The sequence below is a fragment of the Megalodesulfovibrio paquesii genome (assembly GCF_054653055.1).
Genome location: NZ_BAAIGQ010000005.1, coordinates 697,393 through 722,473 on the forward strand (window position 1 = coordinate 697,393; position 25,081 = coordinate 722,473).

23 protein-coding genes are annotated in these 25,081 nt (G+C 62.3%); 11 read left to right on the forward strand and 12 right to left on the reverse strand.

The genetic code is table 11. From position 1 onward, the window contains the following. The first annotated feature begins 170 nt into the window (after positions 1 to 170). The 3 genes from dut (at position 171) to ACYQ00_RS09730 (ending at position 2,425) form a co-directional block, all read left to right on the forward strand. A complete protein-coding gene (gene dut / locus ACYQ00_RS09720) occupies positions 171 to 647 on the forward strand; it encodes a dUTP diphosphatase (protein WP_460031940.1) in 477 nt (158 codons plus the stop codon). 25 nt (positions 648 to 672) lie between these two features. Next, positions 673 to 1,872, forward strand: a complete 1,200-nt coding sequence (locus ACYQ00_RS09725) for an aspartate aminotransferase family protein (protein ID WP_460031941.1) — start codon at positions 673 to 675, stop codon at positions 1,870 to 1,872. Positions 1,873 to 1,981: 109 nt separating this feature from the next. After that, the gene (locus tag ACYQ00_RS09730; RefSeq protein ID WP_460031942.1) at positions 1,982 to 2,425 is read left to right on the forward strand and encodes a VOC family protein; all 444 of its coding nucleotides are present in this window, start codon (positions 1,982 to 1,984) and stop codon (positions 2,423 to 2,425) included. 238 nt (positions 2,426 to 2,663) lie between these two features. On the opposite strand, the gene ACYQ00_RS09735 is transcribed toward ACYQ00_RS09730, so the two are convergent. After that, entirely contained in the window at positions 2,664 to 2,981 is a 318-nt protein-coding gene (locus ACYQ00_RS09735) for an RNA-binding regulator (protein WP_460031943.1), read from the reverse strand. Positions 2,982 to 3,355: 374 nt separating this feature from the next. On the opposite strand from ACYQ00_RS09735, the gene ACYQ00_RS09740 reads away from it, so the two are divergent. The 7 genes from ACYQ00_RS09740 to proC all read left to right on the forward strand — a co-directional run bounded on the left by ACYQ00_RS09740 (position 3,356) and on the right by proC (position 10,829). Next, complete coding sequence (locus ACYQ00_RS09740) at positions 3,356 to 4,231, forward strand: 50S ribosomal protein L11 methyltransferase (RefSeq protein WP_460031944.1); 876 nt, start codon at positions 3,356 to 3,358, stop codon at positions 4,229 to 4,231. A gap of 129 nt (positions 4,232 to 4,360) precedes the next feature. Beyond that, positions 4,361 to 5,020, forward strand: coding sequence for an endonuclease III domain-containing protein (locus tag ACYQ00_RS09745; protein ID WP_460031945.1), 660 nt, complete (start codon positions 4,361 to 4,363; stop codon positions 5,018 to 5,020). After that, entirely contained in the window at positions 5,017 to 6,342 is a 1,326-nt protein-coding gene (locus ACYQ00_RS09750; protein WP_460031946.1) for a murein hydrolase activator EnvC family protein, read from the forward strand. Before ACYQ00_RS09745 ends, ACYQ00_RS09750 begins: the two co-directional genes overlap by 4 nt. Positions 6,343 to 6,487: 145 nt before the next feature. Continuing rightward, entirely contained in the window at positions 6,488 to 7,753 is a 1,266-nt protein-coding gene (locus ACYQ00_RS09755) for a S41 family peptidase (protein WP_460031947.1), read from the forward strand. An 80-nt stretch (positions 7,754 to 7,833) separates the two neighbouring features. After that, positions 7,834 to 9,477 carry a divergent polysaccharide deacetylase family protein gene (locus ACYQ00_RS09760; RefSeq protein WP_460031948.1) on the forward strand — a complete coding sequence of 548 codons (1,644 nt, stop codon included), beginning with the start codon at positions 7,834 to 7,836 and terminating at the stop codon, positions 9,475 to 9,477. Between the two features lie 132 nt (positions 9,478 to 9,609). After that, positions 9,610 to 10,029: a nucleoside-diphosphate kinase gene (gene ndk, locus ACYQ00_RS09765; RefSeq protein WP_460031949.1), complete on the forward strand. Its 420-nt coding sequence runs from the start codon at positions 9,610 to 9,612 to the stop codon at positions 10,027 to 10,029. Further along, positions 10,029 to 10,829: a pyrroline-5-carboxylate reductase gene (gene proC, locus ACYQ00_RS09770; protein WP_460031950.1), complete on the forward strand. Its 801-nt coding sequence runs from the start codon at positions 10,029 to 10,031 to the stop codon at positions 10,827 to 10,829. Before ndk ends, proC begins: the two co-directional genes overlap by 1 nt. A 92-nt stretch (positions 10,830 to 10,921) precedes the next feature. Here proC and ACYQ00_RS09775 read toward each other — a convergent pair whose 3' ends face one another. From ACYQ00_RS09775 to ACYQ00_RS09805, 7 genes are all read right to left on the reverse strand, one after another. Further along, the gene (locus ACYQ00_RS09775) at positions 10,922 to 11,635 is read right to left on the reverse strand and encodes a Smr/MutS family protein (RefSeq protein WP_460031951.1); all 714 of its coding nucleotides are present in this window, start codon (positions 11,633 to 11,635) and stop codon (positions 10,922 to 10,924) included. Between the two features lie 106 nt (positions 11,636 to 11,741). Continuing rightward, the gene (locus tag ACYQ00_RS09780) at positions 11,742 to 12,989 is read right to left on the reverse strand and encodes an EAL and HDOD domain-containing protein (protein ID WP_460031952.1); all 1,248 of its coding nucleotides are present in this window, start codon (positions 12,987 to 12,989) and stop codon (positions 11,742 to 11,744) included. Between the two features lie 40 nt (positions 12,990 to 13,029). Continuing rightward, positions 13,030 to 13,674, reverse strand: a complete 645-nt coding sequence (locus ACYQ00_RS09785) for a flagellar brake protein (RefSeq protein ID WP_460031953.1) — start codon at positions 13,672 to 13,674, stop codon at positions 13,030 to 13,032. A 125-nt stretch (positions 13,675 to 13,799) separates the two neighbouring features. Beyond that, complete coding sequence (locus ACYQ00_RS09790; RefSeq protein WP_460031954.1) at positions 13,800 to 15,008, reverse strand: MFS transporter; 1,209 nt, start codon at positions 15,006 to 15,008, stop codon at positions 13,800 to 13,802. Positions 15,009 to 15,128: 120 nt separating this feature from the next. Then, on the reverse strand, positions 15,129 to 16,295 hold the full coding sequence (locus ACYQ00_RS09795) for a YibE/F family protein (RefSeq protein ID WP_460031955.1): 1,167 nt from the start codon (positions 16,293 to 16,295) through the stop codon (positions 15,129 to 15,131). A 75-nt stretch (positions 16,296 to 16,370) separates the two neighbouring features. After that, positions 16,371 to 17,903, reverse strand: coding sequence for an alkaline phosphatase (locus ACYQ00_RS09800; protein ID WP_460031956.1), 1,533 nt, complete (start codon positions 17,901 to 17,903; stop codon positions 16,371 to 16,373). A gap of 118 nt (positions 17,904 to 18,021) precedes the next feature. After that, positions 18,022 to 19,299, reverse strand: a complete 1,278-nt coding sequence (locus ACYQ00_RS09805; protein ID WP_460031957.1) for an AI-2E family transporter — start codon at positions 19,297 to 19,299, stop codon at positions 18,022 to 18,024. Positions 19,300 to 19,413: 114 nt separating this feature from the next. On the opposite strand from ACYQ00_RS09805, the gene ACYQ00_RS09810 reads away from it, so the two are divergent. After that, complete coding sequence (locus ACYQ00_RS09810; RefSeq protein ID WP_460031958.1) at positions 19,414 to 19,656, forward strand: ferredoxin; 243 nt, start codon at positions 19,414 to 19,416, stop codon at positions 19,654 to 19,656. A 100-nt stretch (positions 19,657 to 19,756) separates the two neighbouring features. Here ACYQ00_RS09810 and ACYQ00_RS09815 read toward each other — a convergent pair whose 3' ends face one another. From ACYQ00_RS09815 to ACYQ00_RS09830, 4 genes are all read right to left on the reverse strand, one after another. Next, a complete protein-coding gene (locus tag ACYQ00_RS09815; protein ID WP_460031959.1) occupies positions 19,757 to 20,392 on the reverse strand; it encodes a peroxiredoxin in 636 nt (211 codons plus the stop codon). A gap of 248 nt (positions 20,393 to 20,640) precedes the next feature. Further along, the gene (locus ACYQ00_RS09820) at positions 20,641 to 21,720 is read right to left on the reverse strand and encodes a hypothetical protein (RefSeq protein ID WP_460031960.1); all 1,080 of its coding nucleotides are present in this window, start codon (positions 21,718 to 21,720) and stop codon (positions 20,641 to 20,643) included. Between the two features lie 501 nt (positions 21,721 to 22,221). Next, positions 22,222 to 23,226 carry an OmpA family protein gene (locus tag ACYQ00_RS09825; RefSeq protein WP_460031961.1) on the reverse strand — a complete coding sequence of 335 codons (1,005 nt, stop codon included), beginning with the start codon at positions 23,224 to 23,226 and terminating at the stop codon, positions 22,222 to 22,224. 309 nt (positions 23,227 to 23,535) lie between these two features. Then, complete coding sequence (locus ACYQ00_RS09830; RefSeq protein ID WP_460031962.1) at positions 23,536 to 24,921, reverse strand: dihydrolipoyl dehydrogenase family protein; 1,386 nt, start codon at positions 24,919 to 24,921, stop codon at positions 23,536 to 23,538. Positions 24,922 to 25,081 lie beyond the last annotated feature (160 nt).

Here is a 25,081-nt window from a genome sequence, read left to right on the forward strand (position 1 = left end):
GATGGTGCTTGCCGGTGACGACTTTCCGGCGTACAACGCGACCTCTGTCTCTGCGAAGTGCAGGCTAGCACACACATGGCAGAAATTCCGCTCGACGGCAACGCCTTCCATCAACTATCAGAGGGAACTTGCCCGCGCATGGCGGCGCGATGACGTTTCGGAGAACAGCAATGGTTTCAGCCTCCCCTCCCTCCCAGCTCAAGCTGACCCTCACCCCGCTGGGGGCGCAGCTTTACGGCCAGCACGGCCCGCGGCCTGCCACCCAGGGCAGTGCGGGCATGGATCTGCGCGCCTGCATCCCGGCGCCAGTACTGCTGCAGCCTGGGGAGCGACGAGCGATGCCGGCCGGCATCGCCATGGAGCTGACCGAAGCCGGCCTGGCCGGTTTTGTCTTCTCCCGCTCCGGGCTGGGGGCCAGGCACGGCCTCGTGGTGGCCCAGGGCGTGGGGGTGATTGATCCGGACTATCGCGGCGAAATCGTGGTCTTTCTGCTGAATACGTCGCAGGAGCCGCGCACCGTGGAGCCCGGGGAACGCATTGCCCAACTGGTGATCATGCCGGTCCGGCTGCCGGAGATCGTGATAGCGGAAGCATTGAACGAGACCACCCGCGGCGACGGCGGCTTTGGCCACACCGGCTCGCGGTAAGACATATTTTTTAAGGAGCATGATCATGGACGCACGGATCAGCAACCTCAAGGCCAGGGAACAGGCCTCGATCTGCCGGACCTACGGCCGCTACCCCCTGGAAATCGCTTCGGCCAAGGATTGCCGGCTCTTCGACTTCGAGGGCAAGGCGTATGTGGACCTTCTGGCCGGGGTGGCTGTGGTCAACTGCGGGCACTCCCGTGAGGATCTGGCCCAGGTGGCCTATGAGCAAATGCTGCGCCTGGTGCATACTTCCAACCTGTGCTACACCCTGGAGCAGGTCAATCTGGCCGAGGCCCTGACCCGGCTTTCCGGGCTGGGCAAGGCCTTTTTCTGCAACTCCGGCGCAGAGGCCAACGAGGCTGCCGTCAAACTCGCCCGGCGCTACATGCGCACCGTGAAGAGCCGGGACGCGTACGAAATCATCACCCTGGAAGGCTCCTTCCACGGCCGGACACTGGGTATGATCACCGCCACAGGGCAGGCCAAGGTCAAGGAATATTATGCCCCCCTGCCCGAAGGCTTCACCACCGTGGCCTGGGACGACCTCGCCGCCATGGAGGCCGCCATCTCCGAGCGCACGGCCGCGGTCTTGGTGGAAGTGGTGCAGGGCGAAGGCGGCGTACGGCCGGCCACCCGGGAGTATCTGCAGGGCGTGCAGGCGCTTTGCCGCAAGCATGACGTGCTCTTTATGGTGGATGAAATCCAGACCGGTCTGGGCCGCACGGGCCGCTTCTTCGCCTTCCAGCATCACGACCTGAGCCCGGATATCGTGACCATGGCCAAGGGCATGGCCAACGGTCTGCCCCTGGGCGCCATGCTGGCCTCGGACGAGGTTGCCGCCGGCTTTGCCCCCGGCAGCCACGCCACCACCTTTGGTGGCGGGCCCGTGGTGACGGCCGTGGCCCTGAAGGTTCTGGAAATCCTGGAGAGGGAACGGCTGGTGGAGCGCAGCGCCAAGCTGGGCGAACGCTTCAAGGCCCGGTTTCTGGAAATCCGGGACAAATACCCCAATAAGGTGGTGCAGGTGCGCGGCCTGGGGCTGATGCTCGGCATTGAGCTGGCCTCTTCTGCCGGACCCATCTGGACCAAGCTGCTCGAGGCCGGCTTCCTGTGCAACGTCACCCAGGATCGCGTACTGCGGTTGCTGCCGCCCCTGACCATCAGCGAAGCCGATCTGGAAGCCTTTGCCAAGGCCCTGGAAGAGATCCTGGCCGACGCATAACCCCGCCTGAGTCTCGATTCAGGAAAAGCCCCCAATACAGTCGGGGAGACGCGGGCCGTGTCTCCCCGACTGTTGCTTTCTGGAGCACTGCAACCGGAGGACCCCACGCATGCAACCTCGCATCAGCATGATCACCCTGGGCGTGACCGACCTGGAACGCGCCACCCGGTTTTACGAGGAAGGCCTGGGGCTGCCGCGGCTCCCCTTTGCCGGCGCCATCAGCTTTTTCTCCTTGAACGGCACATGGCTGGCGCTGTTTGACCGTGACGAACTGGCGGCCGATGCCGGCGTTCCTCCGCCAGCTCCCCTTGTGCCGGGCAGGTGCAGCGGCGTGACGCTTTCCCACAACGTGGCCAGCAAGGAAGAAGCCGACGCTGTGCTGGCCCAGGCTGTGGCTGTGGGAGCCATGCTGATCAAGCCTGCCCAGGACACGGACTGGGGCGGCTACTCCGGCTACTTTGCCGATCCTGACGGGCATCTCTGGGAAGTGGCCTGGAACCCCCATTTCTGGGTTGGCCCGGCGGATGAAGAGCGCCAGACCGCGGCCTCATAATCATTCCGGAGAACCAGCCTCCATACACAGGGCCGCCGGCAAGGCGGCCTTGTGCGTTTCTGGGGTGTCCAGGCATGCTGGCGGAACTAACTCCCCACTCCCCCGACAGGGGCAAGAGCCGGGGGGATTGGACCAGTCCGGCAACGCGAATGGCCCGGGCGGAGGGCGCAAAAAAACGCCGCACCCCCGAAGGGATGCGGCGCGGATGGTCGTGCTGAACGCCTGGCGGCGTGAGAGCCTACCAGTTGTTGCGACGGGGAGGACGGCCACCGCCGCCGCCACCACCGCCGAAACCGCCACCGCCGCCGGGGCGGGGGGCGCGTTCCTGGGCTTCGTTGATGCGCAGGTTGCGGCCGCCGAAGGGCTTGCCGTCCAGCGCTTCAATGGCAGCCTTGCCGCCTTCGTCGTCCATTTCCACGAAGCCGAAACCGCGCATACGGCCGGTTTCACGGTCGGCGATGAGGCTGACGGAACGGACTTCACCGTAGGGGGCAAAGTAATTCTTCAGTTCGTCTTCCTGGGCGGAGAAGGGCAGGTTGCCAACGTACAATTTCATGAATCAACACTCCTCAAGGTTTATCCAGCGATTCAAATGGTTCAGGGCAGATCGGTCTAAACCTGTCGGAGCGCATCAAAGGGGGTGCGCATCGTCGCATCATCCATCATCGATCGCAACTGCCGCCACGGTCCAGGACGCAACACAAATCATGCCGCTTGAAGCTAATTTCGTGTTATAGTATCATAGACAAGCAAGGTCAATATCCAAGGCACAGTTTTTCGGTGTATCGCAAAAAAAATATTGCGCATTAATTCAATCTGTTGCATGGACCAACACGGTTTGCCGCATTGTCATGGCCGTGTTGATTGGTGCAACAGGCCGTCCTGGCCGCACTTGCCGCATTGCATTTTTCACAAAGGATCTCTGCTCCCATGTCCGATTCCACTGCTACTGTGCTGCATCGTCTTGATATAGTATGTTCTCCTACGGATGCGGAACTTGCCCAGGGGTTGCTTGCCGCATCCTGGGACATGGGCTGGGAGGAGTTACCCGAGCCCGATGCCGTGCGCTTGCGTCTGCACCATCCAGACCACCAGCAGTTGCAGGGGATTGCGACCATGCTGCGACAGGCGTTGCCTGACGCGGTGTGCACCTTTACGGAAACCCCCCACCGCAACTGGGCCCTGGCCTGGCGTGAATTTTTCACAGCGGTGCTCTGTGGCGATGATTTTGTGGTGCTGGCCCCCTGGATGCGCGGGGAACACCCGTATCGTGACCGCCACCCCATTGTCATTGATCCGAAAATGGCCTTCGGCACCGGACACCACCCTACCACGGCCATGTGTCTGGAGGCCCTCTCGAGCCTGCATCGGGCCGGCCGGCTGCCGCAGGGCTTCCGCTTTTTGGATCTGGGCACCGGCTCGGGGATTCTGGGCATTGGCTGTGCGCTGCTGGGCGGCAGTGGCATCGGCCTGGATATCGACCCCGAGGCCTACGACAACTGCGTGGAGAACATCGAGAACAATGCCGTGGCCGACCGGTTTGCAACCTACACTGGCGGCCTGGACGCCTTGCAGGGACTGGCGGGCGACGAGCGCTATGACCTGGTGCTGGCGAACATTCTGGCCGAGCCACTCATTGAGCTGGCTCCGGATCTGCTGCCCCGGGTCAAGGAGGGTGGGGTGCTGGTGCTCTCCGGCCTGCTGGTGATTCAGGTGGAGGCTGTGACCAGGGCCTACACCGCCCTGGGCCTGGGCGCGCCGCGGGTTTTGGAGACGGGCGAATGGGCCGCGCTGATCTGGTCTTAATGTGATTCTGAGCGGGGGGCCGGGCCTGGGCTGGATCAGGTCTGCCTGTGGTTGCCCCGTTGGGGCAAGTGTGGTAGATTTTTTTTAGACATTTGGATTGACCACAACACAGGCCTGGCCGTCCAGAACATGACCGAATCCGCCGCACATCTCCTGGCCATGCACCGGGCCATGCTGGAGGCCCTGGGGCCTTCCGGCTGGTGGCCTGCGGAGTCGGCCTTCGAGGTGCTTGTGGGGGCGGTGCTGACCCAGAACACCAACTGGAAAAATGTCGAAAAGGCCATCGCTGTGCTCAAGGCCCGGGAGCTGCTCTCCGGCCCGGCGCTTCTGGCCCTGCCCGAGGAGGAGCTGGCTGCCTGCATCCAGCCCGCGGGATACTATCGGCTCAAGGCTGCCCGGCTGCGCAATCTGCTCCTCTGGCTGGAGACCCGGTGCCGTTTCGATCTGTCCCGCCTGAGCCTCGAAGCCGCCGCAAATCTCGACGCCTTGCGCCATGATCTGCTGACAGTCAAGGGTGTTGGCCCTGAAACGGCGGATTCCATTTTGCTGTACGCCTTGCAGCAGCCCAGCATGGTGGTGGACGCCTACACCGCGCGTATTTTTCAACGACACGGGCTGGTGCCCGAAGACGTCACATACCACGAGTTGCGGGAATACTGCATGGACCGCCTGCCCCAGGATGTGTCGTTGTACAATGAATTTCACGCCTTGCTTGTTCGCGTGGGCCACGCCTGCTGCAAGAAGCGCGCACCCCTGTGCGCCTCCTGCCCTCTGGAGGCCCTGCGATGAGCGCGTGGCGGGGTGTGCTGTGGGCCTGCGTCCTGTGCCTGACGCTCCTGACGGGGCAAGGGCAGGCTGCGCCGGCCAAAAAACCCAAGGCCCCCCCCCAGAAGCCATCTCCGGCTGCGCCCCCCACTGCGGCAGCCCCGGCCACGCCCGAGGCCCAGGAAAAAGAGCAGGAACTGGCCCGGCTCACGGCCGAGGAGCGCGCCCTGCACAAGGATCTGGCCAAGGCTGCGGATGAGATTGCCGCCCTGGAAAAGGAAGTCCGCGCTGCGGAAACCGGGTTGAACAAAGCGCTGGACGAGGAAAAGCGCCTGCGCCGTCAGCTGGGGGTGCTGGAACGCAAGGAGCAGGCCAAGGGCAAGGATCTGGCCGCGCTTCTGGCCGGTCTGTGGCCGGTGCATGTGCAGAACCTGGCGCATGCCGGCGGAAATCTGGAATCCTGGGATGAGGCGGACCGTCAGTTCACCTGGCTGGCCCGCGTGTTCGACGTGGCCGCCCAGGGCATCACGGAACTGGAAGAACTCAAGGCGCCCATGGAAGAAGGCCTGAACGCCCATCAGGCCGTGCTGGAAGACGCCCGCAGCCGGCTTCGGGACGTCAACGGGCGCAAGGATGAGCTGGTGGCCAAAAAGGTGGCCTTCGATACCCGCATGGCTGCCTTGCGCAAGGAAAAACGCTCGGCTGAAGAGGATTTGAAATCCATCCTCGCGGCCGTCAAGTCGGTCAATTATACCCTGGAACAAAAACTGGAAGCCGAGACGACCGCGCCTCCCTTGCCTTCCCTGGACGATGAGCCCCCCGCCGCACCGGAGCAGGAGCTGGCCAAGGGGCCGGAAAAACCGGCGCTGTCTGCACCGCCGGCAGCCGTAGGCAAGCCGGAAGCGCCCGCCGCGGCGCCAATGCAAATCCCCCGGGGGCTGACCCGCCTGTCCATGGACAAGCTCAAGGGGCGCCTGCCCTGGCCCGTGGCTGGTGGCGAGGTGGCCAAACGTTTCCGGCCAGAGGCCAACCCGCCCGTGCGGGGCGTGGCCGTGAAGGTGGCTGACGGGGCAAGCGTGCACGCCGTGGCCGCAGGCAAAGTGGTGCATGATGATACCCTGCGCGGGTTCGGCCGGGTGGTCATTCTCATGCACGGTGATGATTATTTCAGCCTGTACGCCTACCTGGCGGAAAGCAAGGTCAAAATGGGCCAGGAGCTGGCCATGGGCGACGTGGTGGGGCGCAGTGGTTTCTATCCGGACATTAAGGGTCCGGGCCTCTATTTCGAATTGCGTTTTCACCAAAAAGCCATTAACCCGGAAACTTGGCTGGCGGCACGCAAGTGACCCGTGTCTGCCGGCAGAGCTGGCCCGCCCCAGGAGGGTGGGCGTATTCGACCCTCACCAGCGCGGCCAGGACGCGCCCGTCTTCCCAGCCGGCGCGGCCCCGCGCGGATGCCGTTGCCCATCATTGCATACGGAGGCGTAATTCATGCATCCTCGTTTGATTTGTTGCACGCTGCTGCTCACGCTGTGCGTGGCCGTTCCCCCCGTGTATGGCCAGGGCAAGGCGGAGAATCGATACGATCCCCTCAAACGGTTCAGCCAGGTGCTGGACATGGTGGAGACGTACTACGTTCGCGACGTGAACCGGCAGGAGCTGGTGGAAGGCGCTGTCAGCGGCATGCTGGAAAAGCTGGACCCGCATTCCTCCTTCATGGACAAGGAAGCCTTCTCCGAAATGCAGGTCAGCACCTCCGGGGAGTTTTCCGGGATTGGCATTGAAATCGGCTCCAAGGACGGCCGGCTCATCGTCATTTCTCCCATCGAAGACACGCCCGCCTTCCGCGCAGGGTTGCGCACGGGCGATATCATCATGGAAATCGACGGCAAGTCCACCCAGGGCATGACGCTGGTGGATGCGGTCAAGCTCATCCGCGGCCCCAAGGGCTCGGAAGTGCTGCTGACCATCCTGCACAAGAACACCCGCTCGCCGGAAAAGGTGTCCATCCTGCGGGACACCATCCCCATCATCAGCGTCAAGAGTGAAACCCTGGACGAGGGCATCCTCTACCTGCGGCTCAACAAGTTCAATGAGCACTCCACCGAGGAAATGGAAGCCGCCATCGCCGCCTACCGCAAAAAGGGCAAGCCGCTCAAGGGCGTGATCCTGGACCTGCGCAACAACCCTGGCGGATTGCTGGATCAGGCAGTGAGCATTGCCGATCTGTTCCTTTCCGATGGCATGATCGTCTACATCCAGGGCCGCGACAAGCGCAACCGCAAGGACTTCACCGCCTCGCGTTCTGGCGAAGACATCACCGTGCCCATGGCCACGCTGATCAACGCCGGTTCGGCTTCGGCCTCGGAAATCGTCGCCGGCGCGCTGCAGGATCACAAGCGCTCGCTGCTTATCGGAGAGCCGACTTTTGGCAAGGGCTCGGTGCAGACCATCATCCCCCTTTCAGATGGAGCCGGGATGAAACTGACCACGGCCCTGTACTATACCCCCAGCGGCCGGACCATCCAGGCCGAAGGCATCAAGCCCGACATGCATGTGCCCCTGGCCACGGACGACATGAACGCCATGATCGACCTGCGGGAAAAGGACCTGACCCGGCACCTGGAAAACGGGGGCAAGGGCAAGGACGGCGGCCAGACCAAGTCCAAGGCCCAGGAAATGCTGGAGCAGGACAACCAGCTGCGCCTGGCCTTGCAGTTCGTCAAGAATCCGCCGGCGGGGTTCGGCCCCAAATAGGGGCGCACGCCATTCCATTCCAAGCGGCGGGCCGGGGTTTTCCCGGCCCGGCCCGCTTCATGGCCTGAGGATTCCACCACATGCGTCTGCCATTGCTCCGCGCCTTGCCGTCGGTGATGCTGGCCGTGGCGCTGGTCTGCAGCGCGGCTGCCGGGGGTCTGGTCCTCGCCGCATCGCCGGCGCAGGCGGCCAATGCCTCGGGCACCGCCCGTCCTGGCGTGTTTGGCGAGGCCCGCATTATCGTTCCTTCCACGCCGCCTGCTTCATCTCCCGCAGACCCGGACGCTGCCTCTGGTACCGGCTCTGGTACCGGCGGCTTGTATCCCCCACCTGAGGCCTCTGCCCCGGCTCCCGCCATCTCACCCTGGCAGCAGGCGACCATACTGGCACCGGGCAATGAAAGGGGCAACGAAACGGGGAATGGTACTGGGAATGAAACAGGCAGCGCGCCAGCCTCTGCACTTCGCAACGCAACAGGAAATGAAACTGCTGCGGTCCAGGGCCTTGCCGCCACGCCTCCGCCTCTGCCGGTCATTTCCGCTTACCCTCTCTTTCCCCGACCCACCGCCGCCCCGGCCATTCGACCTGCGCCCGTGGAGAAATCGCCGGACACCCCCACTCGCATCGTTCGTCCGGTGGTGCATCCCGACGCCTTTGAAGAGGCCCTGGGCGCGCCCCTGGAGCTGACCGTGCGGCAGGTGGACGCCGCTCTGCTGGAGGCCATGCAGCAATGCGGCATTCCCGCCGATCACCTCGGCGTGGTGGAGGTGGGGGCCTCAGTGGGGCCTTCGCGCAATGTCTTCCAGCGCCTGACCTTGCGCTTGACCGGCGATGCTGCCGTCAGTGAACAGGCCCTGCGGGCCCGGTTGGTGGAACTGTTGTCCCGGCAGGCCCCGCACGCCGCGCTGGAGGTGGTGCGCCCCGGGCTGTGGCGGATTCAGGTCATGGGCCGGCTGACGCACGAGCTCATTCTTTCCACCAGCGGCGCGCCATTGCCCACACCTCCGCCCAAAGGCGAGGGCCGGCTGGCCATCGTCATTGACGACATGGGCGCCAGCCTGACCCAGGCCCGGGAACTGCTGGCCGTGGACGCGCCTGTGGTGTTTTCCATCCTGCCTTACACCGAACACGCCGCGGAAGTGGCCCACATGGCCCACGCGGCCGGCCGGGAGGTGATGGTTCACCTGCCCATGGAACCGGTCAATCCGCGCATTTCTCCAGGCCGGGACGCGCTGCGGGTGGGGATGGATGCCGGCACCATCAGCCGGTTGACCCGGAGCAATCTTGCCGGCGTGCCCCATGCCGTGGGCGTGAACAACCACATGGGCTCCCGTTTCACGCAGCAGGCGGCGTTGTTGCGGCCGGCGCTGGAAGTGATCAAGACTGAACGGCTGTTCGTGCTGGATTCCGTGACCCACGAACGCTCCTGCCTGGCCCAGAATGCACGCGACATGGGCCTGACCACCTATCGGCGCGACGTGTTTCTGGACGTGGTCCGGGACGCCTCGGCCATTCTGCTTCAGATCCGCAAGGCAGAACTCCTTGCCGCCCAGCACGGGCAGGCTGTGGCCATCGGCCATCCCTATCCGGAAACCTTCGAGGCCCTGCGTCGCTGGGCGCACTCCCGCCGGGCCGGGGTGACGGTTGTCCGGGTGGAAGACCTGGAACCCTTGCGGGGCTCCATTCCCGACACCAATGCGGTGGATTACAGCATCCCTGAATGATCCGGGGTGAAAAGCCCTGCCTCCCGGCGGGAAAAGTCGCTGCCTCCTGGATTGTCACCGTCCTGGCATTGCAAATCGCCGCAATTCCAGGTAGAGGCACGAGACACGAATATCTTTGGAGGAATCAACCACATGATTCAGAGAACCTTGTCCATCGTCAAGCCTGACGCCGTTTCCCGCAACCTTGCTGGCGCCATTCTGGCCATGATCCAGGCCTCCGGGCTGACGATCAAGGCCACCAAGATGATCCAGTTGACCCGCGCCCAGGCCGAAGCCTTTTACGCCGTGCACAAGGAGCGCCCCTTCTATGGCAGCCTGTGCGACTTCATGACCTCCGGCCCGGTGGTGGTCAGCGTGCTGGAAGGCGAAAACGCCATCCAGGCCTACCGCGACCTGATGGGCGCCACCAATCCCGCCAATGCCGCCGAAGGCACCATCCGCAAGCAGTACGCCCTGGATGTGGAAAAGAACGCCGTGCACGGCTCGGATGCGCCCGAGACCGCCGCGCAGGAAATTCCCTTCTTCTTCAGCGCATTGGAGCTTGTTGGCTAATGGAAAAGACGCTGGGCTGCCTGGGCTGCGGCAACATGGGCGGGGCCATTCTGCGCGGGCTCTCCGGCACGCCGGGGCTGACCCTGCGCTGCTTTGATGCAGACAAACAAAAAGTGGCCGACCTGTGCGCCGATGGCGCCATTGAGGCCGCCTCCAGCGTGCACGACCTGGCCGAGGGCGTGGACTATCTGCTCTTGGCCATCAAGCCCCAGCAGATGCACCGCGTGCTGGACGACCTGGGCCGCCGGCTGGCCCCCAGCCAGACGCTCATCTCCATTGCTGCGGGCATCACCCTGGAGAAGCTCAAGGAGTGGTCCAGCGGCGCCTGTCCGGTGGTTCGGGTCATGCCCAACACGCCGGCCATGGTCCAGGCCGGCATGTTTGCCGTGTGCCTGGATGATCCGGACCTGAAGGAATCGCACAAGGAGTTCGTGGCCGGCGTGTTTGAAAAGCTGGGCCGCGTGTTTATTCTGGACGAATCCAGGTTCGATGCCTTCACCGCCCTGGCCGGCTCCGGCCCGGCCTATGTCTTCTACCTGATGGAAGCCATGGTGGAAGCCGGGGTGACCATGGGCTTTCCGCGGCCGCAAGCCACGGACATGGTCCGCTGTCTGTTCGCAGGTTCGTCCAAACTGGCTCAGGTCCGGCCCGAACATCTGAGTGTGCTGCGGGAGATGGTCACTTCCCCGGCGGGGACGACCATCGCCGCCACCAACAGCTTTGACCGCAATGCCGTGCGGGCGGCCATCGTGGAAGGTATCCTGGCTTCGGAGGCGCGTAGCAAGGAGCTGGGTGGCTAACCCGCGCTGCATCTCTCGTTTCGTATGCATGCAAAACGAGCCGGCCGCCCGCGCGACCGGCTCGTTTTTTGCGTATTCTTGCCGGACCCTGATCAGATCTCATCGTCGGTCAGCGTGCGTTCCCAAACGATCTTGCCCTTGGTTTTGTTGAATTTGCGCAGCAGGACGTACACCGCGCCGGCGCCACCGTGCTTGGGCAGGGCGGTGCAGAAGGCCAGGACCACACGTTTGAAGGGGTCGCGGGTCAGCCAGCCCTGGACGCGGTCCTTGATTATGCCCTGACCCTCGGGCGAGTTCTTGCCCCGGCCGGTAACCACGAGCACGCAACGCTTGCCCTGCAGGTAATTGTGGCGGATGAAGGCCACGAGGGAATCAAAAGCCTGCAGGGTGTTCTGCCCGTGCAGGTCCAGGTGGGCCTCGGGGCTGTATTCGCCATTGCGCAGGCGCTGGAGGATGCGGCGATCCAGCTGGGCGATGTAGCCCAGGAGGTATTCGTCCAGGTGCTCCAGGGTGAACTCCGCCTCGCCGTTGACCAGGGCCTTGAGGGAGCGCCGGGCTTCCTCATCCGGGTCTGGTGGCGGTGGTGGTGGCGCGGGCGGGGCCAGCTCGCGAGCCTTGCGGGCCGCGCCGCCCAGGGGAGCGACGTCCTGCATGGCGCGTTCAAAAAGGGAGCCTTCCTCGGGTGCGCCTGAGGGGTCAGCAGCGGCGATGCGCGGTTCGTGGACCGGCTTTTCCTGCGCGCGGCGTTTGGGGAACTGCCGGCGGTCCAGCTTGGCAAAGGGGTTGTCTGCAGGTGGTTTGGCCATGGGTAGAACATAGGCGGATGCCGCCGGAGGTCAAGTCCTGGTTACAGCGCGACACGGATTCCTCGGCGGCCTGCGCGGGTAACAGGGGAAATGAAGCAGGTGGAGGCTACTGGAGTTGCGCGCCCTGCAACAGCTCCGCCGCCCAGACCGAGGCCTTGTTGTAGGCCACAGCAGCCTTGACCGGCGAGAGCCCGAACTGTCCCAGGGTGCCATGCATGTCGGCCCAGCGCCCGTCTTCCACTGCCTCGCTCAGCCGAATCCAGTTGGAGGCCTCATGGCTGCCCAGCAGGGTGCTGCGCACGGCATCGTCCAGGGGTGAGTTGTCCAGAATGTCCTGCATGGGAATTTGCAACAATGCATCCAGCTTGGAAAAGAGCCCCACCAGCATCATCGCTTCCTTGGAAAGGGGCGGATGCGGCGTGCTTTCGGCCAGCAATTCGAAGAACCGGGCGCGCTGCACGCTCATGTAGTACAGCTCCTCCGCTTCAGAGGTGCCGTTCATGTCTGCCAGCAGCACGGCCATGAGCCATTGCTTGAGCGGCCGTTGGCCCAGCAGGGTGATGGCCTGGGCAATGGACTCCACTTTTTTGGCTCTGGCCATGTAGGCGGAATTGATGAACTGCAGGAGCCTGAGGCTGAGGGATGGGTCCGCACCGATGATGCGGGCCAGGGCGGAGAAATCGAAATCGTCATGCGAGACTTCGTTGATCAGCTGCATCTTGGCCGCGGCGGCGGGCTGCAGTTTTCTGCCGGGCAGCACCTGGGGTTTGGCAAAGTAATAGCCCTGAAAGTAATGGAACCCGGCGCTGCGAGCCATCTGGAAGGTCCGTTTGTCCTCCACCTTTTCGGCCATGCGCAGCCCTGGGAATCCGGCAAGCCGCTGCATCATCTTGATGATGTCGCCATCCTCCCGGCCGCGTAGATCCAGGGAGATGATGTCCGCCAGTTCGATGAGCGCGGCATAGGAAGGCAGGGCGATGGCAATGGCAAAACCGGTTTCCTTGAGCCTGGCGCAGGCGGCAAGCACGGTACGGTCCGGGGTTTTGGCGTCCATGACCTGCACTATGGTCTGGGCAGGGTCCAGGGCCAGGACGGTTTCGTTGCGCAACAGGTTCGAGGAAAGGGTGACAAGCATGGGCATGTCGGGCCGCACGCCATGTCTGGCCAGGGCATAGCCATCGGCAATGATCTGCGCGGTTGCCTTGTCCGGGTCATCGAAGACAGCCGTGGTGGCCTCCGCGCTGTCACGGAACAGGAGCTTGTAGGCAAAGAGTTTGCCAGTCCGGTCGTAAATAGCTTGTCTGGCAACAAAAAAAGAGTGAAACGCCTCATGTCCCGAGTCAATGATATCCACAACAGCCTGCCTTTAATGCTTGGTCCGGCACGGCATGAACTCAGAGTGGGCCGACCTTGGAGAACTGGTTGAGGGTGGCGATGTAGCGTTGCACCGCCTGGCGTACCGGACTGTCTTCGGTGTACAGGAACTTGAGGCCCATACGCAAGGTGTCAATATCCTTTTTGAAGCTGACAACCTCTGCCTCGATGACGTGGCGCTCCTGTGTGCCGGGGGCGAAGTCCAGGTACACAATATTGCCTGGATCCAGCGTGGGCCAGCCGATGCAGGCGCCGCGCGAGGCTGTGTAGCCGCAGCCGCCCTCAGACAGATCGACAATCAGGCCGGAAAGGGTGTGCTGCTCCGCCACCACCTGGGCGTCCAGATACACGTCCACCCGCTCGGTTTTGCGCAGATTCACCGTCTCCACACTGTGGGGGTAGGACAAAAAGATCATGGGGCATGGGCGCAGGGCATGCGTCAGGGGATGACACATGAAGCCATAGATCTTGCCCCGGCTCATGTACCGGACCACCAGGCCGGTTCCGGCAACCACCTTTTCACGAATGCCGGGGACGCCGGGCATTTGAACAATGATAAACGCATCCTGCTTGCAGCCGAAATACTGGCTGCGGAACCGGTTTGGATCGCCAGCAAACTGCATGATCAGTTCCTGGCCGATCAGTAATTCATAAAGCCACGCCACAGGGTACCTACTATATCCTATAGTGAGTTGCTGAAGTATTGCAACAAAAGGCCAAACCTGAGGGCTCTATAGATGAAAATGGCGAAAATTACAATTATTCCAGCAAAGAAAATGAGTCAGTATTATTACGGATGCAGGCGCGCTGCGTTGGGGGATTCTTCTAGTAGCCGCACCAGGAGCAAGCCCAGAGCCAACACCGCGCCGATGGCATAAAATCCCAGATGGAACCAGTGCCTGTCGCCCATCCATCCAAGGAGCAGTGGCACCACGCCATTGCCAAGGAGAATTGCCGCCGGCACGATGAGCGAGACCGCCAGGCTGCGATCCTCTTCTGAAAATAATCTGGAGATATAGGCAAATCCCGCAGGGAAAAAGATCACGGAACTGAGCGGCTGGGCGATGACCGCGACGACCAGCCATCCGCCATGCGCGTATCCCAGCGCTGCCGTGGTCAGGCCGGAACAGACCAGATACAAGGCGATGGTTTGCCGTGCGCCAAGACGGTCCGTGGCCACGCCGGCGAACAAGACCATCACCGGCCCGCTCAGGCGGGAAAGGGCCAGCAGTTCATTGGCTTGGCTGTGCGTGTACTGATGTATTTCGTGGAGGAACAACGGGAGCATGGCATAGGGGCCCATGCTGGCGCCCACGGCGGCGGCAAACAGCAGCAGCAGAGCCCAGAAGGAAGGGCGGATCACCAAACGACGCACATGGGCCACCCGCAGCGGCGCACCGCGAAATCGTCCGCCCCGGCCCCAGTTGAAATAAACCAGGGAGGCCAGCATCATGATGGCGCCAAACAGTTCCAGCACCATCCGCCAGTCCCCCACGCGCAAGACGGCTTCGGCGAACAGCGGCATGAGGATGAAGCTGAGATTGGGCGCAACCTCGTGGATGGACATGGCCCGACCGTAGTGCCTGGGGCCCACCAGGGAGGTCAGGGTGGCCAGGCCAGAGGGGAGATACCAGCCACCGAACACCCCAAAGAGCAGCAGGGCCAGGTACAGCAGCCACTCCGCATGGCACAGGCCGGAGAGGAGCATGGTGGCCCCCATGCCCAGGGTGGAGACGCAGACCAGCGTCCGGTGCTGCATGCGGCTGGCCACGGCGGCGGAAAAAAACAGCGAGACGCTGTACCCGAAGGAGAACACCAGCAGCATCCGCGCCGCCTGGGCATGGCTGAAGCCCATCTCCGCCTCAATGACCGGGAACAGCGGCGGAAAAATCACCCGCGCGCCAAAATTCAAAAAGAACATCCCGGCCACGGCCAGCAGCCAGGGCAGGCTCGAACGCAGCGAGGGGCTGGGCGGTGGGGCGGTCTCGTGGTGTGGCATGCAGGACTCGGTAACTGGTTCCCCGGCAGGTCCCGATGAAAAGGGTCCGTCCGGGGCTCAAGTCCTACAAAAATACCGCGGAAATGCAAGATGAAACAGCGCCTGGGCGCGCCTGGTGCCTCAGGTGGAAGTCTCCCTGACTGGCCTGGGATGCACAAACATTAGCGCGCCGACAATGGCCGTGAACGGCGCCACGGTGACCAGTCCGAAGCTGCCCACCAGCGTCTTGAGCACTTCGGCAGATACATAGAGCAGATTGAACTGGTTGGTCAGCGGCACCCCCTGGGCCATGAAGGCCATCAGCAGGCTGACGTAGCCGCCGGAATAGGCCAGCAAGAGGGTGGTGGTCATGGTGCCGACCACGGCCCGGCCCACGTTCAGGCCAGAGCGCAGGGCCTCCCGCCGGGTGATGGCCGGGTGGCTGCGGACCACCTCATCCATGGCCGCGGCCACGTCCATGGCCAGATCCATCACGGCGCCCGATGCGGCGATGAACACCGAGCCCACGAACAGCTTTACCAAGTCAAGATGCCCGAACCCGGAATAGAGCATGGTTTCCGCAAAGGGCAGCACCGCGCCGTGCACCTTGAATTGCAGGGTAAAGTAATAGGCCAGGCATGCGCTGCACAGGATGCCCAGAAGCGAGCCCAGCAGGGCAACGGCCCCTTTTCGGGAAAGCCCGGCTACCAGCATGATGATGGACGTGGTCAGAAATGTGACCACGCCGATGGACAACCAGAATGGATCCCAGCCGTCCAGGAGTTTGGGGACCAGGATTTTCCAGAGCACCAGCGCGGTGAGGGCAAAGGAGATGAGGGCCTTGAGCCCGGTCCATTGCCCATACAGCAACAGCAGGACGATGAACAATCCCAGCAGGACCATCTCGAAGCCCAGGCGGTAATGATCCTGCGGATTGGCCAGCAGGACCTCTCCATTGGCGTCTATGGTCAGTACCATCAGCACAACGTCCCCGGGCTGGTAGAGCTTGTCCAGATCCATGCGGCCTTGCAGGGCGTTATGGGCCCGGAACTGCCGGCCGGCGAACCGGCCTTCCAGAGCCTCCACAATGACCCCCTGGTCCCCCTGGCGCAGGATGCCGAACCGCTGGACGTGGGTGTCGTCCACACTGATGATGCGCCCCCGGATGCGCTCGGAATCGCCATCCTGGCCGCGGTGTTCGTAGCCTGTGGGCAGAAAGTACAGGGCCAGGGTGATGACGGAAAACACGGCCACCAGCACAATTTCGCGGCGGCATTCCTTGTGGCGGAGCAAGCAGGGCAAGGGCATGGCGGTCCTGAAAAAGCGGGCGGCAAGGCCGAATGCCTCGCCGCCCGGTTGCATGTGGGAGGATGCGCAGGAAGGTTACTTGGCAGCCACGGCAGCCGGCACCACCTCAGGCGAGGCTGCGGCGGTGGACTCCATGACCACGGGCTTGCCGGGGTTGCCCATCACTTCCATGGTCTTCAGGGCGATGTCGGCCAGGTGGTAGGCGCCGGTGAATTTTTCCGAACCAGGGCCCATGGCGGAAACCGAGATGGGCACGCCGGTGTGGGAGAAGGAGGTCCAGGAGAGGCCGGCCTTCTGGTTCAGAATGTGGGTCACCGCCACGCCCAGTGGGTTGTAGCCACCGTACAGGGCGTAGGTTTCTTCCTTCTTGAGTTCCTTCTTGTCCAGCTTGGTGGCTTCGAAGGCGTCCTGGAGCTGCTTGATCTGGTACTCGGAAAGGACCATCACGTCCTTCTTGGGGTCGCCTTCGAACTTCAGGCCAAAGTTCTCGGTAATGAGGGCCTTGGCGGCGTCGAAGTCGCCGGAGAAGTCTTTGAAGGTTTCGTCATCGAACTTCTGGAAGGAGATTTTCTGGGAGCCGAGCACTTCAAAGTCGGTGTCGTACTTGGTGCCGGCATACCCCAGGGTGAGGCCGCCGCATTCATGGTCGCCGGCCACGAGGATCAGGGTGTCGTTGGGGTGCTTCTTGGCGAAGTCAACGGCCTTCTGGACGGCTTCGTCAAAGATCTGGGTGTCCTTGATGGCCGAGGCGGCGTCGTTGGCATGGCAGGCCCAGTCGATCTTGCCGCCTTCCACCATCATGAAGAAGCCCTTGGGGTTGTCCACCATTTCAATGGCTTTCCCGGTGAATTCGGCAATGTTGATGTCTTCACCGCGGGTGTCGATCTGGTAGGGCAGGGCGCCGGCATCCTGACGCCAGTTGTTCCAGGCGATCACCTTGCCGTCGGAGGGCTTGAGGGCCATGAATTCTTTCTTGTCGGTGATGAGCTTATAGCCCTTTTCCTTGGCCAGGGCCACGGCATCGCCCAGGGGCTGGTAGCTGGGGTCTTTCTTCTTGGCGCTGGCGCCATCGGGATCACGCATGTCCCCGCCGCCAAAGAAATCGAAGCCGGAGTTGGGCAGGGCCATGTCGATTTCATGGTAGCCGCCACGGCTGGGCACGTGGGCGTAGAAGCAGGCCGGGGTGGCGTGGTCGATGGACACAGAGGACAGGATGGCGACCTTCATGCCGTTTTCCTTGGCCATTTCCGCCACGGTTTTCACGGGCTTGAGGTTGGCGTTCACGCCGATCTTTTCCACCAGGGTCTTCACGCCGGAAGCCAGGGAAGTGGCGGCGGCGCCGGAGTCCGTGATGAAGCGGTCCACGGCGTCGGTGGCGGCAATGCCCTGCACGGGGAAGGTGTTCATGACCAGGGGCTTGCCCTGGAACTGTTCCGCAACAGTGCGCTGCGGAAAGCCCATGCCGTCGCCGATGAACAGGAAGATGTACTTGGCTTGCTGCTTGGCAGACGCTGCAGCAGGAAACGCCACGCAGGCGGCCAGGGCCGCCATGCATGCGACACGGGCCAGGCGGGCCAGGCGGGTCGGGCCACAAGAGCGTGCGATCATGGGATTCTCCTCCAAAGGCAAGTTAATTCTAGTCCAGGACAAACACCGCCTTTTTGCCCTGGGATTGTGGAGAATGAGTGACAGCCTCGTGAAGATGTTGCGGCAGCGCAACAGGGGTTCATTCCGGGAAAATGGGATCCTCGGGTTCCGGGCGGTTGAATTCTTCCTGGTAGATACTCAGCATGACCATGGCAAAGCCCAGCACCAGCGGGCCATAGAGTAACCCGCGAATCCCATAGGCCTGGAAGCCCCCCAGCAGGGCCAGGAAAATGTAAAATGGGCTCATGTCCGCCTCGCCCTGCATCAGATACGGCCGGGCGAAATTGTCGATGGAGCCCACCACCACCGCGCACCAGACGCCCAGGAACAGCGCCAGTTCCCAGGAGCCCATGAGCAGCAGATAGCCCACGGCCGGGATCCAGATCAGCGCCGTGCCCACCACGGGGATGAAGGAAGAGAACCCGAGCATCACGCCCCAGAAGACGGCCGGAATGCCCGCAATGGCAAAGCCGATACCGCCGGCAACTCCCTGCATCACCGCCGTGGCGATGGAGCCAAAGAGCACAGAACGAGCCACGGCCCGGACTCGGACGATGATGCGGTCTTCCTGATCCTCACGCAGGGGGGAGAGGGCCTTGATTCTGTGCACCAGCGCCCCGCCATCCCGGGAGAGGTAAAACACCAGGAACATCATGATGAAGAAATTGGAAAGCAGGCCGGCCACGTTGCCCACCAGCCCCGCGCCCTGGGCCAGAAACCGCTCGGAGACGCTCTTGAATATGGCCAGCAGATTGCTCTCCACATCAAAATCTTCCAGCTTGACGTAGGGGAGGTGCGCCTCCACCCAGGCGCGCCAGCGTTCCAGGACGTCGCCGGTGGAGTAGGCATCCAGACCGCCCTGGTCCACCCACTCCTTGACCTTGACGCTGAAGTCCAGCCCCTGCTGCACCATGGCCGCCATCACCAGATACAGTGGCAGTATGATTACCAGACAAATCAGCCCCACCACGCACAGGGCTGCCAGGCTGCGGCGTCCCTTGAAGCGCCTGGAAAGTCGCTCCTGCACTGGCGAAAAAAGCGCCGCCAGCACCGTGGCCAGGATGATCTGCGTCAGGAACGGTTCCAGCACGCCATAGGCCATATACAAGGCATAAAACAGGACAATCAGCAGAAAAGGGCGGATGCCGCGATGAAAGAACAGCTGCAGCCACCCCTGGCTTTGGTGCACTTCGCAGGGTGACTCTTCTACGGCGGGAGGAGTGGCTGCGGGCACGGGCACGGCGGCGGAAGGATCAGCGGCCGCTGCCGCAGCCGTATCGCGTATGGGGTCGGAAGTGTTGCTGCCCTCGGTTGCGGGAGAGGGCTCGGCGGCGGAAGGCGGTTCGTGTTGGTTCACGGTATGTTGCTCCTGGCAAACTTGAAAGAAGACCCGCCCTTGCCTCTGCCGGCGGATGGGATATTGTACCAGAAGGATGCTGCAAGACCAAGACGCCAACCAAGGAGAGTCCCCATGCCCCGTCCTGCCGACACCCTGAACATGCGCCGCCTGACCATGGACCTGGGCGACTGCACCGCCTGCGAGGCCTGCACCAGCCTGGCTCCGGAGTATTTCGGCTGGGACGAAAACATGGAACGCCCGCGCCAGCTGCAGGAGCTGGTGCCTCGGGAGTTGGCCCAGGAGCTGGTCAGCTTTTGCCCGCAAGGCTGCATCTGCTTTGATGACGAGGAAAGCTCCGGCCCCAGAGGCTACTGACGCTGCCGGGCACGGCGCAGTCCCCTCAAAAAAACCGGCGGAAGGACCCGCAGTTCCTCCCGCCGGTTGCATGCGCAGGGCACAGGCAGAGTGTGCAGCCCTACTTGAGGGCCTCGTCCACTTTGCCCACCAGCTTTTCGGAAGGCGTCAGGGTTTTGGCGCCGGGAACCCACTTGGCTGGACAGGCTTCGGCAGGGTGGTCGATCAGGTAGACGTTGGCTTCCATCTTGCGGACCAATTCGTCGGCATTGCGGCCCACATTGTAGAAGTTCACCTCGCTGCTCACCAGCACGCCCTCGGGGTTGATGATGAACGTGCCGCGCAGCGCCAGTCCCGACTCTTCATCATACACGCCAAAGTACCGGGACACTTCCCCCGTGGGGTCGGCAGCCATCTTGTAGTTCACGTCCTTGAGCAGCCCTTCGGTCTGCCGCCAGGCCAGATGCACGAACTTGGTATCCGTGGAAACGGAAAGCACTTCGCAGCCCATGCGCGTCAGGGCTTCGTGCTTGGTGGCCAGGTCCGCCAGCTCGGTGGGGCAGACAAAGGTGAAGTCGGCCGGATAGAACACCAGCACGCACCATTTTTTCTGTTCCTTGAGCGTCTCCAGGCTCACCGTGCCAAAGGCGCCTTCCTTGGGGTCAAACACATCCATGGTGAAGGGGAACACAGGGGCGCCAATGCGGGCCACTTCCTCGCAGTAACAGCCTTCTTCTTCGTAGGGATGACAGCTCATGAGTTCTCAACTCCTTGTGAGAAACAATGTTCGTCGTAGGGGATAATACCTGGGAGCTGGTACAAATACTGTCCAGCATGGATGTATTTCTAGTCAAAGCAGTAGCAGGCGTCAACCAGTTGTGGTCATTTTTTTCTATTGATTCCTAATTTCATTTAGTCAGGCTGATTTATGTAGTTCTACAGGTGGATTAGGAAATAAAAAAGGGGTCTTGGAGACCCCTATAAAAACATACGGCGGCTGCGACCTCAGAACTGCCACTTTTTGTTGGCGTACCGGAACAGCTCGCGCACCTTGACCGAGTTGATCAGCTTGAAGGCCCCGGCCTTGGCGGCCTGGGCCGAATCCCCCTCTGCCTCAAACAGTTGCTCCGAGTACTGCAGGACCCCGACAAACGGGGTGTGGTCGTAACCAGAGGTTTTGACCAGCAGTTGCACGGAGTCCTGGTCCACGGCCATGTATTGCGCCACGTATTTGAGCCCCCGCTTTTCCACTTTGATGTTGCTGAGGGTGCCCTTGTCGTAGCTGGATTCCACCTTCTTCACGAACATGGTGCAGAACTGACGGAATGAATCATGCGCGGATTTGCCTTCCGGCGTGGCCAGCACCGTGGGATCCTGCGTCTGCTTGGAGGCGGAGGGTTGGGTGATGGTGCTGGTTTTGGGAGGGGCTACCGGGGCTGTAGGGGCGGGCGGAGGGGTCAGCGCGGCCACCTGCTGGCCAGGAGCCGTGCCGGGCGTTGGTTTGGGCGTCACCGCCGCTTGCCCCAAGGCAGAGGGGGTGGCAGGCGCGGAGCCAGCGGGCGCCGGCGGTGTCTTTTGTGGTTCGGGGGCCTTGGTGATGGCGGCCTGATTGAACGCGCCGGCAGTGGCTGAGGCTGCGGGCGCCTTGGCGCCGGGCGAGGCAGGGGCGGAAGGGGTCTTGGCCGCAGGGGGGGTGTCAGGAGTCTGGGAAATCTGGGCCTGCTGCAAGGCGCCGGTAATGGGCGTGGCCGGCGGGGGGGCTGTTGACCCGGAAGGCGCGCCAGCCACTGCGGCGGGGGGTGTGGCCGACGCAGGCGGCACATAGGCCGCGTTGGCCTTGGCGCGTTCGGCCTCTTCTTCCTTCTTGCGGGCCAGCTCGCGTTCTTTCTCCAGCGCCCGGGTGCGCTTGAGGGCGGAGGCGAGCCATTTTTCCAACGCCGGCGCGGTAAAGCCCGCAGTGTCAAAGGGCAATCGCTGTTCGGCCTGGGCCTGGACACGGGGCGCCAGGGAGGAGACGCTCGGCAGGTACAGAGCGAATCGTGGCAGCCAGTCTCCTGACGAGGTAACGCCCCAGGTTATTGGCAAGGCCTCCTGTGCCGGCGGAGGGACAAGCTTCCACTCGGTGACAGTGCCCTTGGGCAACACAAGGGAGCGTTTGCCAGAGGCAGGTTTGGCGGAAGTCACTGCCGCGGTGGTCAACACGCAGGCAAGTGAACAGACCAAACATGCGCCAATGAAGGTCACACTGCGGGATGGCTTTGGATTCATGGCGATTCCCATGCGTTCACGCGGTAAAAAACTGGCGGAAAACGGATGCCGGCGCGGTGTTCCAGGCGGCAGGCATTCGGCAGATGCGGGCAGCGAGGCCTACCGACTGGCGGCAACAAGCATCAACCCTGCTCTTTGGTCCGGACCTTGGCTCCAAGCGCGTCCTGGACCTTGGTCCGAAGAACTTTGGCGCAGTCCTTGTCTTAGTACTCGGGGTAACGTCCGGCGCGCCAAGTGTATATATATAAAAAAACGGCGGCGCGTCTAGACGCGCCGCCGAGGTAAGACTAGAAGTCCGCGATTTGGCAGGCAATAAACCTACTCGGGGAGCACGCGGATTTCAACGCGACGGTTCAGACGGCGACCTTCGCGGGTCTTGTTGTCATGCTTGGGCTTAAGTTCGCCGTAGCCCACAGCGCGCAGCTTGGAAGCGTCCACGCCCTTGCCGGAGAGGTACTTCACGACGGAGGCGGCGCGGCGTTCGGACAGGCCCTGGTTGTACTTTTCGGTGCCGATGTTGCAGGTGTGGCCGGCAACTTCGTAGTTGCAGTCGTTTTCCTTGATGATGTTGGCAGCTTCATCCAGGATGGGCATCATTTCCTTCTTGATGTTCGACTTGTCGAAATCGAACTGGATGGAGCGGAACATGATCACTTCGCCGTCGCACACGTTGACCAGGTCATACAGAGCGCACTTGACGAAGTTTTCCAGCGCGGTGGCATCGCTGCGCAGCTGGGTGCCTTCCACGACGCCGCAGGAGCAGTCGTTCAGAGCAGCGATGGCTTCCAGCACGGACTTGCCGTATTCGGAGTCGGCGAAGGACACGACGTGGAAGCACACGTTGGGGTAGGTGTTGTAGATGGCCGTGGCTTCGGCAACAGGGTCAATGCCCTTGTTGTGTTCGCCGTCGGACAGCAGGAAGATGGCGGTCTTGCCGGACAGGCTGTCAAGCACGGGCCGCAGTTCCATCAGGCCAGGGCCCATGGGGGTCAGGCGCTGGAAGATGGGGTATTCGGTCTTGATTTTTTCAATACCGGCGCTCATGGCGGTCTTGTCGTAAGCGCCCATCTTCACATATTCTTTGAAGGGAGCAAAGGTATCCAGACCGGCATTGTAGCCCAGATCGGGGATGGCGTCGTTCATGGCAGCCATCACCTGCTTGGACATGACGATCTTGGTGTCGCCCTTCACTTTCTTCATGTGCATTGCCATGGAACCAGAATGGTCCTGGAAGAAGATGAAGTTATCCACTTTGGGGACTTTCTTCCACTTAGCCTCAGCCGGCATGGCGATGGCGAGCACACAGGCGACCATCAGCAACATGCTAAGAAAAGAACCCTTGATACGCATCATAACCGTAACCTCCACAAAACTGTTGGCGGATGGTTTCCCCACGCCTTCCATCAGCTTCAAGCTGGCGAAAGGCCCTCCACTCGTCCACTGCATGAAACTGAGCATACACGAGTTACTAAAATTTTGTAAACCATCCGTTGAAAAAAAGTGCATCTGACCGGCCAACATGCCCAAAAAATTACTCCGTCTCCCGAGGGCATTTTCAGGCAGGGCGGCCTGAATTAATCTTTGGTCATCCGCAGTGCCCACACCCCACCACTACCAAATCCTCTGGAGATTTCAAGCACTCATCCCGCCTGGCCGGAACAATGTTGTCCGGGGGGCTGTCAGTGCAGCTTCCAGCGCTTCATCCAAGGTGGGATGCGCAAACACCAAATCCTGTAGTTTGTCCTGCGTCATGCCTTGATTTACAAGGGTTTGTGCCAGTGTTACCAAGTGGGACACGTTCCAGCCCATGGCCGTCACCCCGGCCAGATGGCCACCTGCCCAAAAGCATTTGATGATCCCGGCGGAGGCGCCATGGGCCTGGGCCAGGGGATTGGCGGCCAGCATTGCCCGGGACTCGGACACCTCTGGCTCGTTCTCCAGTTCCTGCAATGTCTTCCCCACGCGCATCACTTCGTGTGTGCCGTAGATGCAACCTGGCATGCTGGGGAAGGGGTACGGCGTCTCAACTTCATCCATAATATTCCGGACTGCATGCCGGGCCTGATGCATGGCCGCATGGGCCCACAGCGCACGCCCGTTGACATCGCCCACGGCAAAAACTGTTTCAGAAGCTCTCAACATCTCGTCTATATTAATAAATCCGCGTTGATCCGTGTCAATGCCCGCATTTTGCAAATCCAATTCTCCGGTGTTTGGACGCCGGCCCAGGGCCATGAGGGCGAGTTCGGCCTCCAGCACGGTGCCGTCTTCCAGTTCGCAGCGGGCAGTCTCACCAACAGTCTGCAAGGTAATGGCTTTTTTGCCGAGATGGATGCTCCAGCCTTCGCGCCCGAGGGCGGTTTTGAGCTGGGCGCTGATTTCCGGATCTTCCAGCGGGGCCAGGCGATCTGCAGCCTCGACGATGGTCACGGCCGTGCCCAGGCGGGAAAGCCATTCTCCCAGCTCCAGGCCAATGGCCCCACCACCAAGGACGATGATGGATTTCGGAATGTTGGTGATTGAGAGCAGGGCGTCGGAGTCCAGCACGCGGTTGCCGTCGGCCTCCAGGCCTGGAAAGCCGGCGGGGCGCGTGCCCGTGGCCACGATGGCCTGTCGGAAAATTACCTCCACGTCGCCTTCAGAGGTTCGCACCGCGGCCTGCGTGGCATGGACGAATCGCGCCGGGCCCTTGAGCAGTGTGACGCCCAGGCCGGTCAGCTCTTTTTCCACCGCGGCGCGCGAACCGGCCACGAGCTGGTCCTTGCGCTTCATCAAGGCTTTGAGATCAAATTCTATTTCCCCTTTGCACAGGCGACGTTTCTGCTGCGATTTGAGCTCGGCTGCCGCGGCAGTCGCCCCCAGGAGCACCTTGGTGGGAATGCAGCCGACATTGAGGCACGTGCCGCCCAGGAGATGCTGTTCGGCCAGGGCCACCGAGAGGCCGCGGGTTGCGGCGTCCCTGGCGGCCACATGCCCGGCCGGGCCGCCGCCGATGATCAGGAGGTCGAAGGAGCGCATGAGAGATCCTGCGGGGATGGATGAGGCATGAAGCAGGGGAACTGCGTTCCCCCGCGCCCCCTCCAGTTGAGGGGAACCGCACTGAAGCAAGGATGGCGGAACGGGATACAGGTGGAAGCCTTATTGCGAGATTTCCAGCTGTATCCCGGCGTGTTACCTT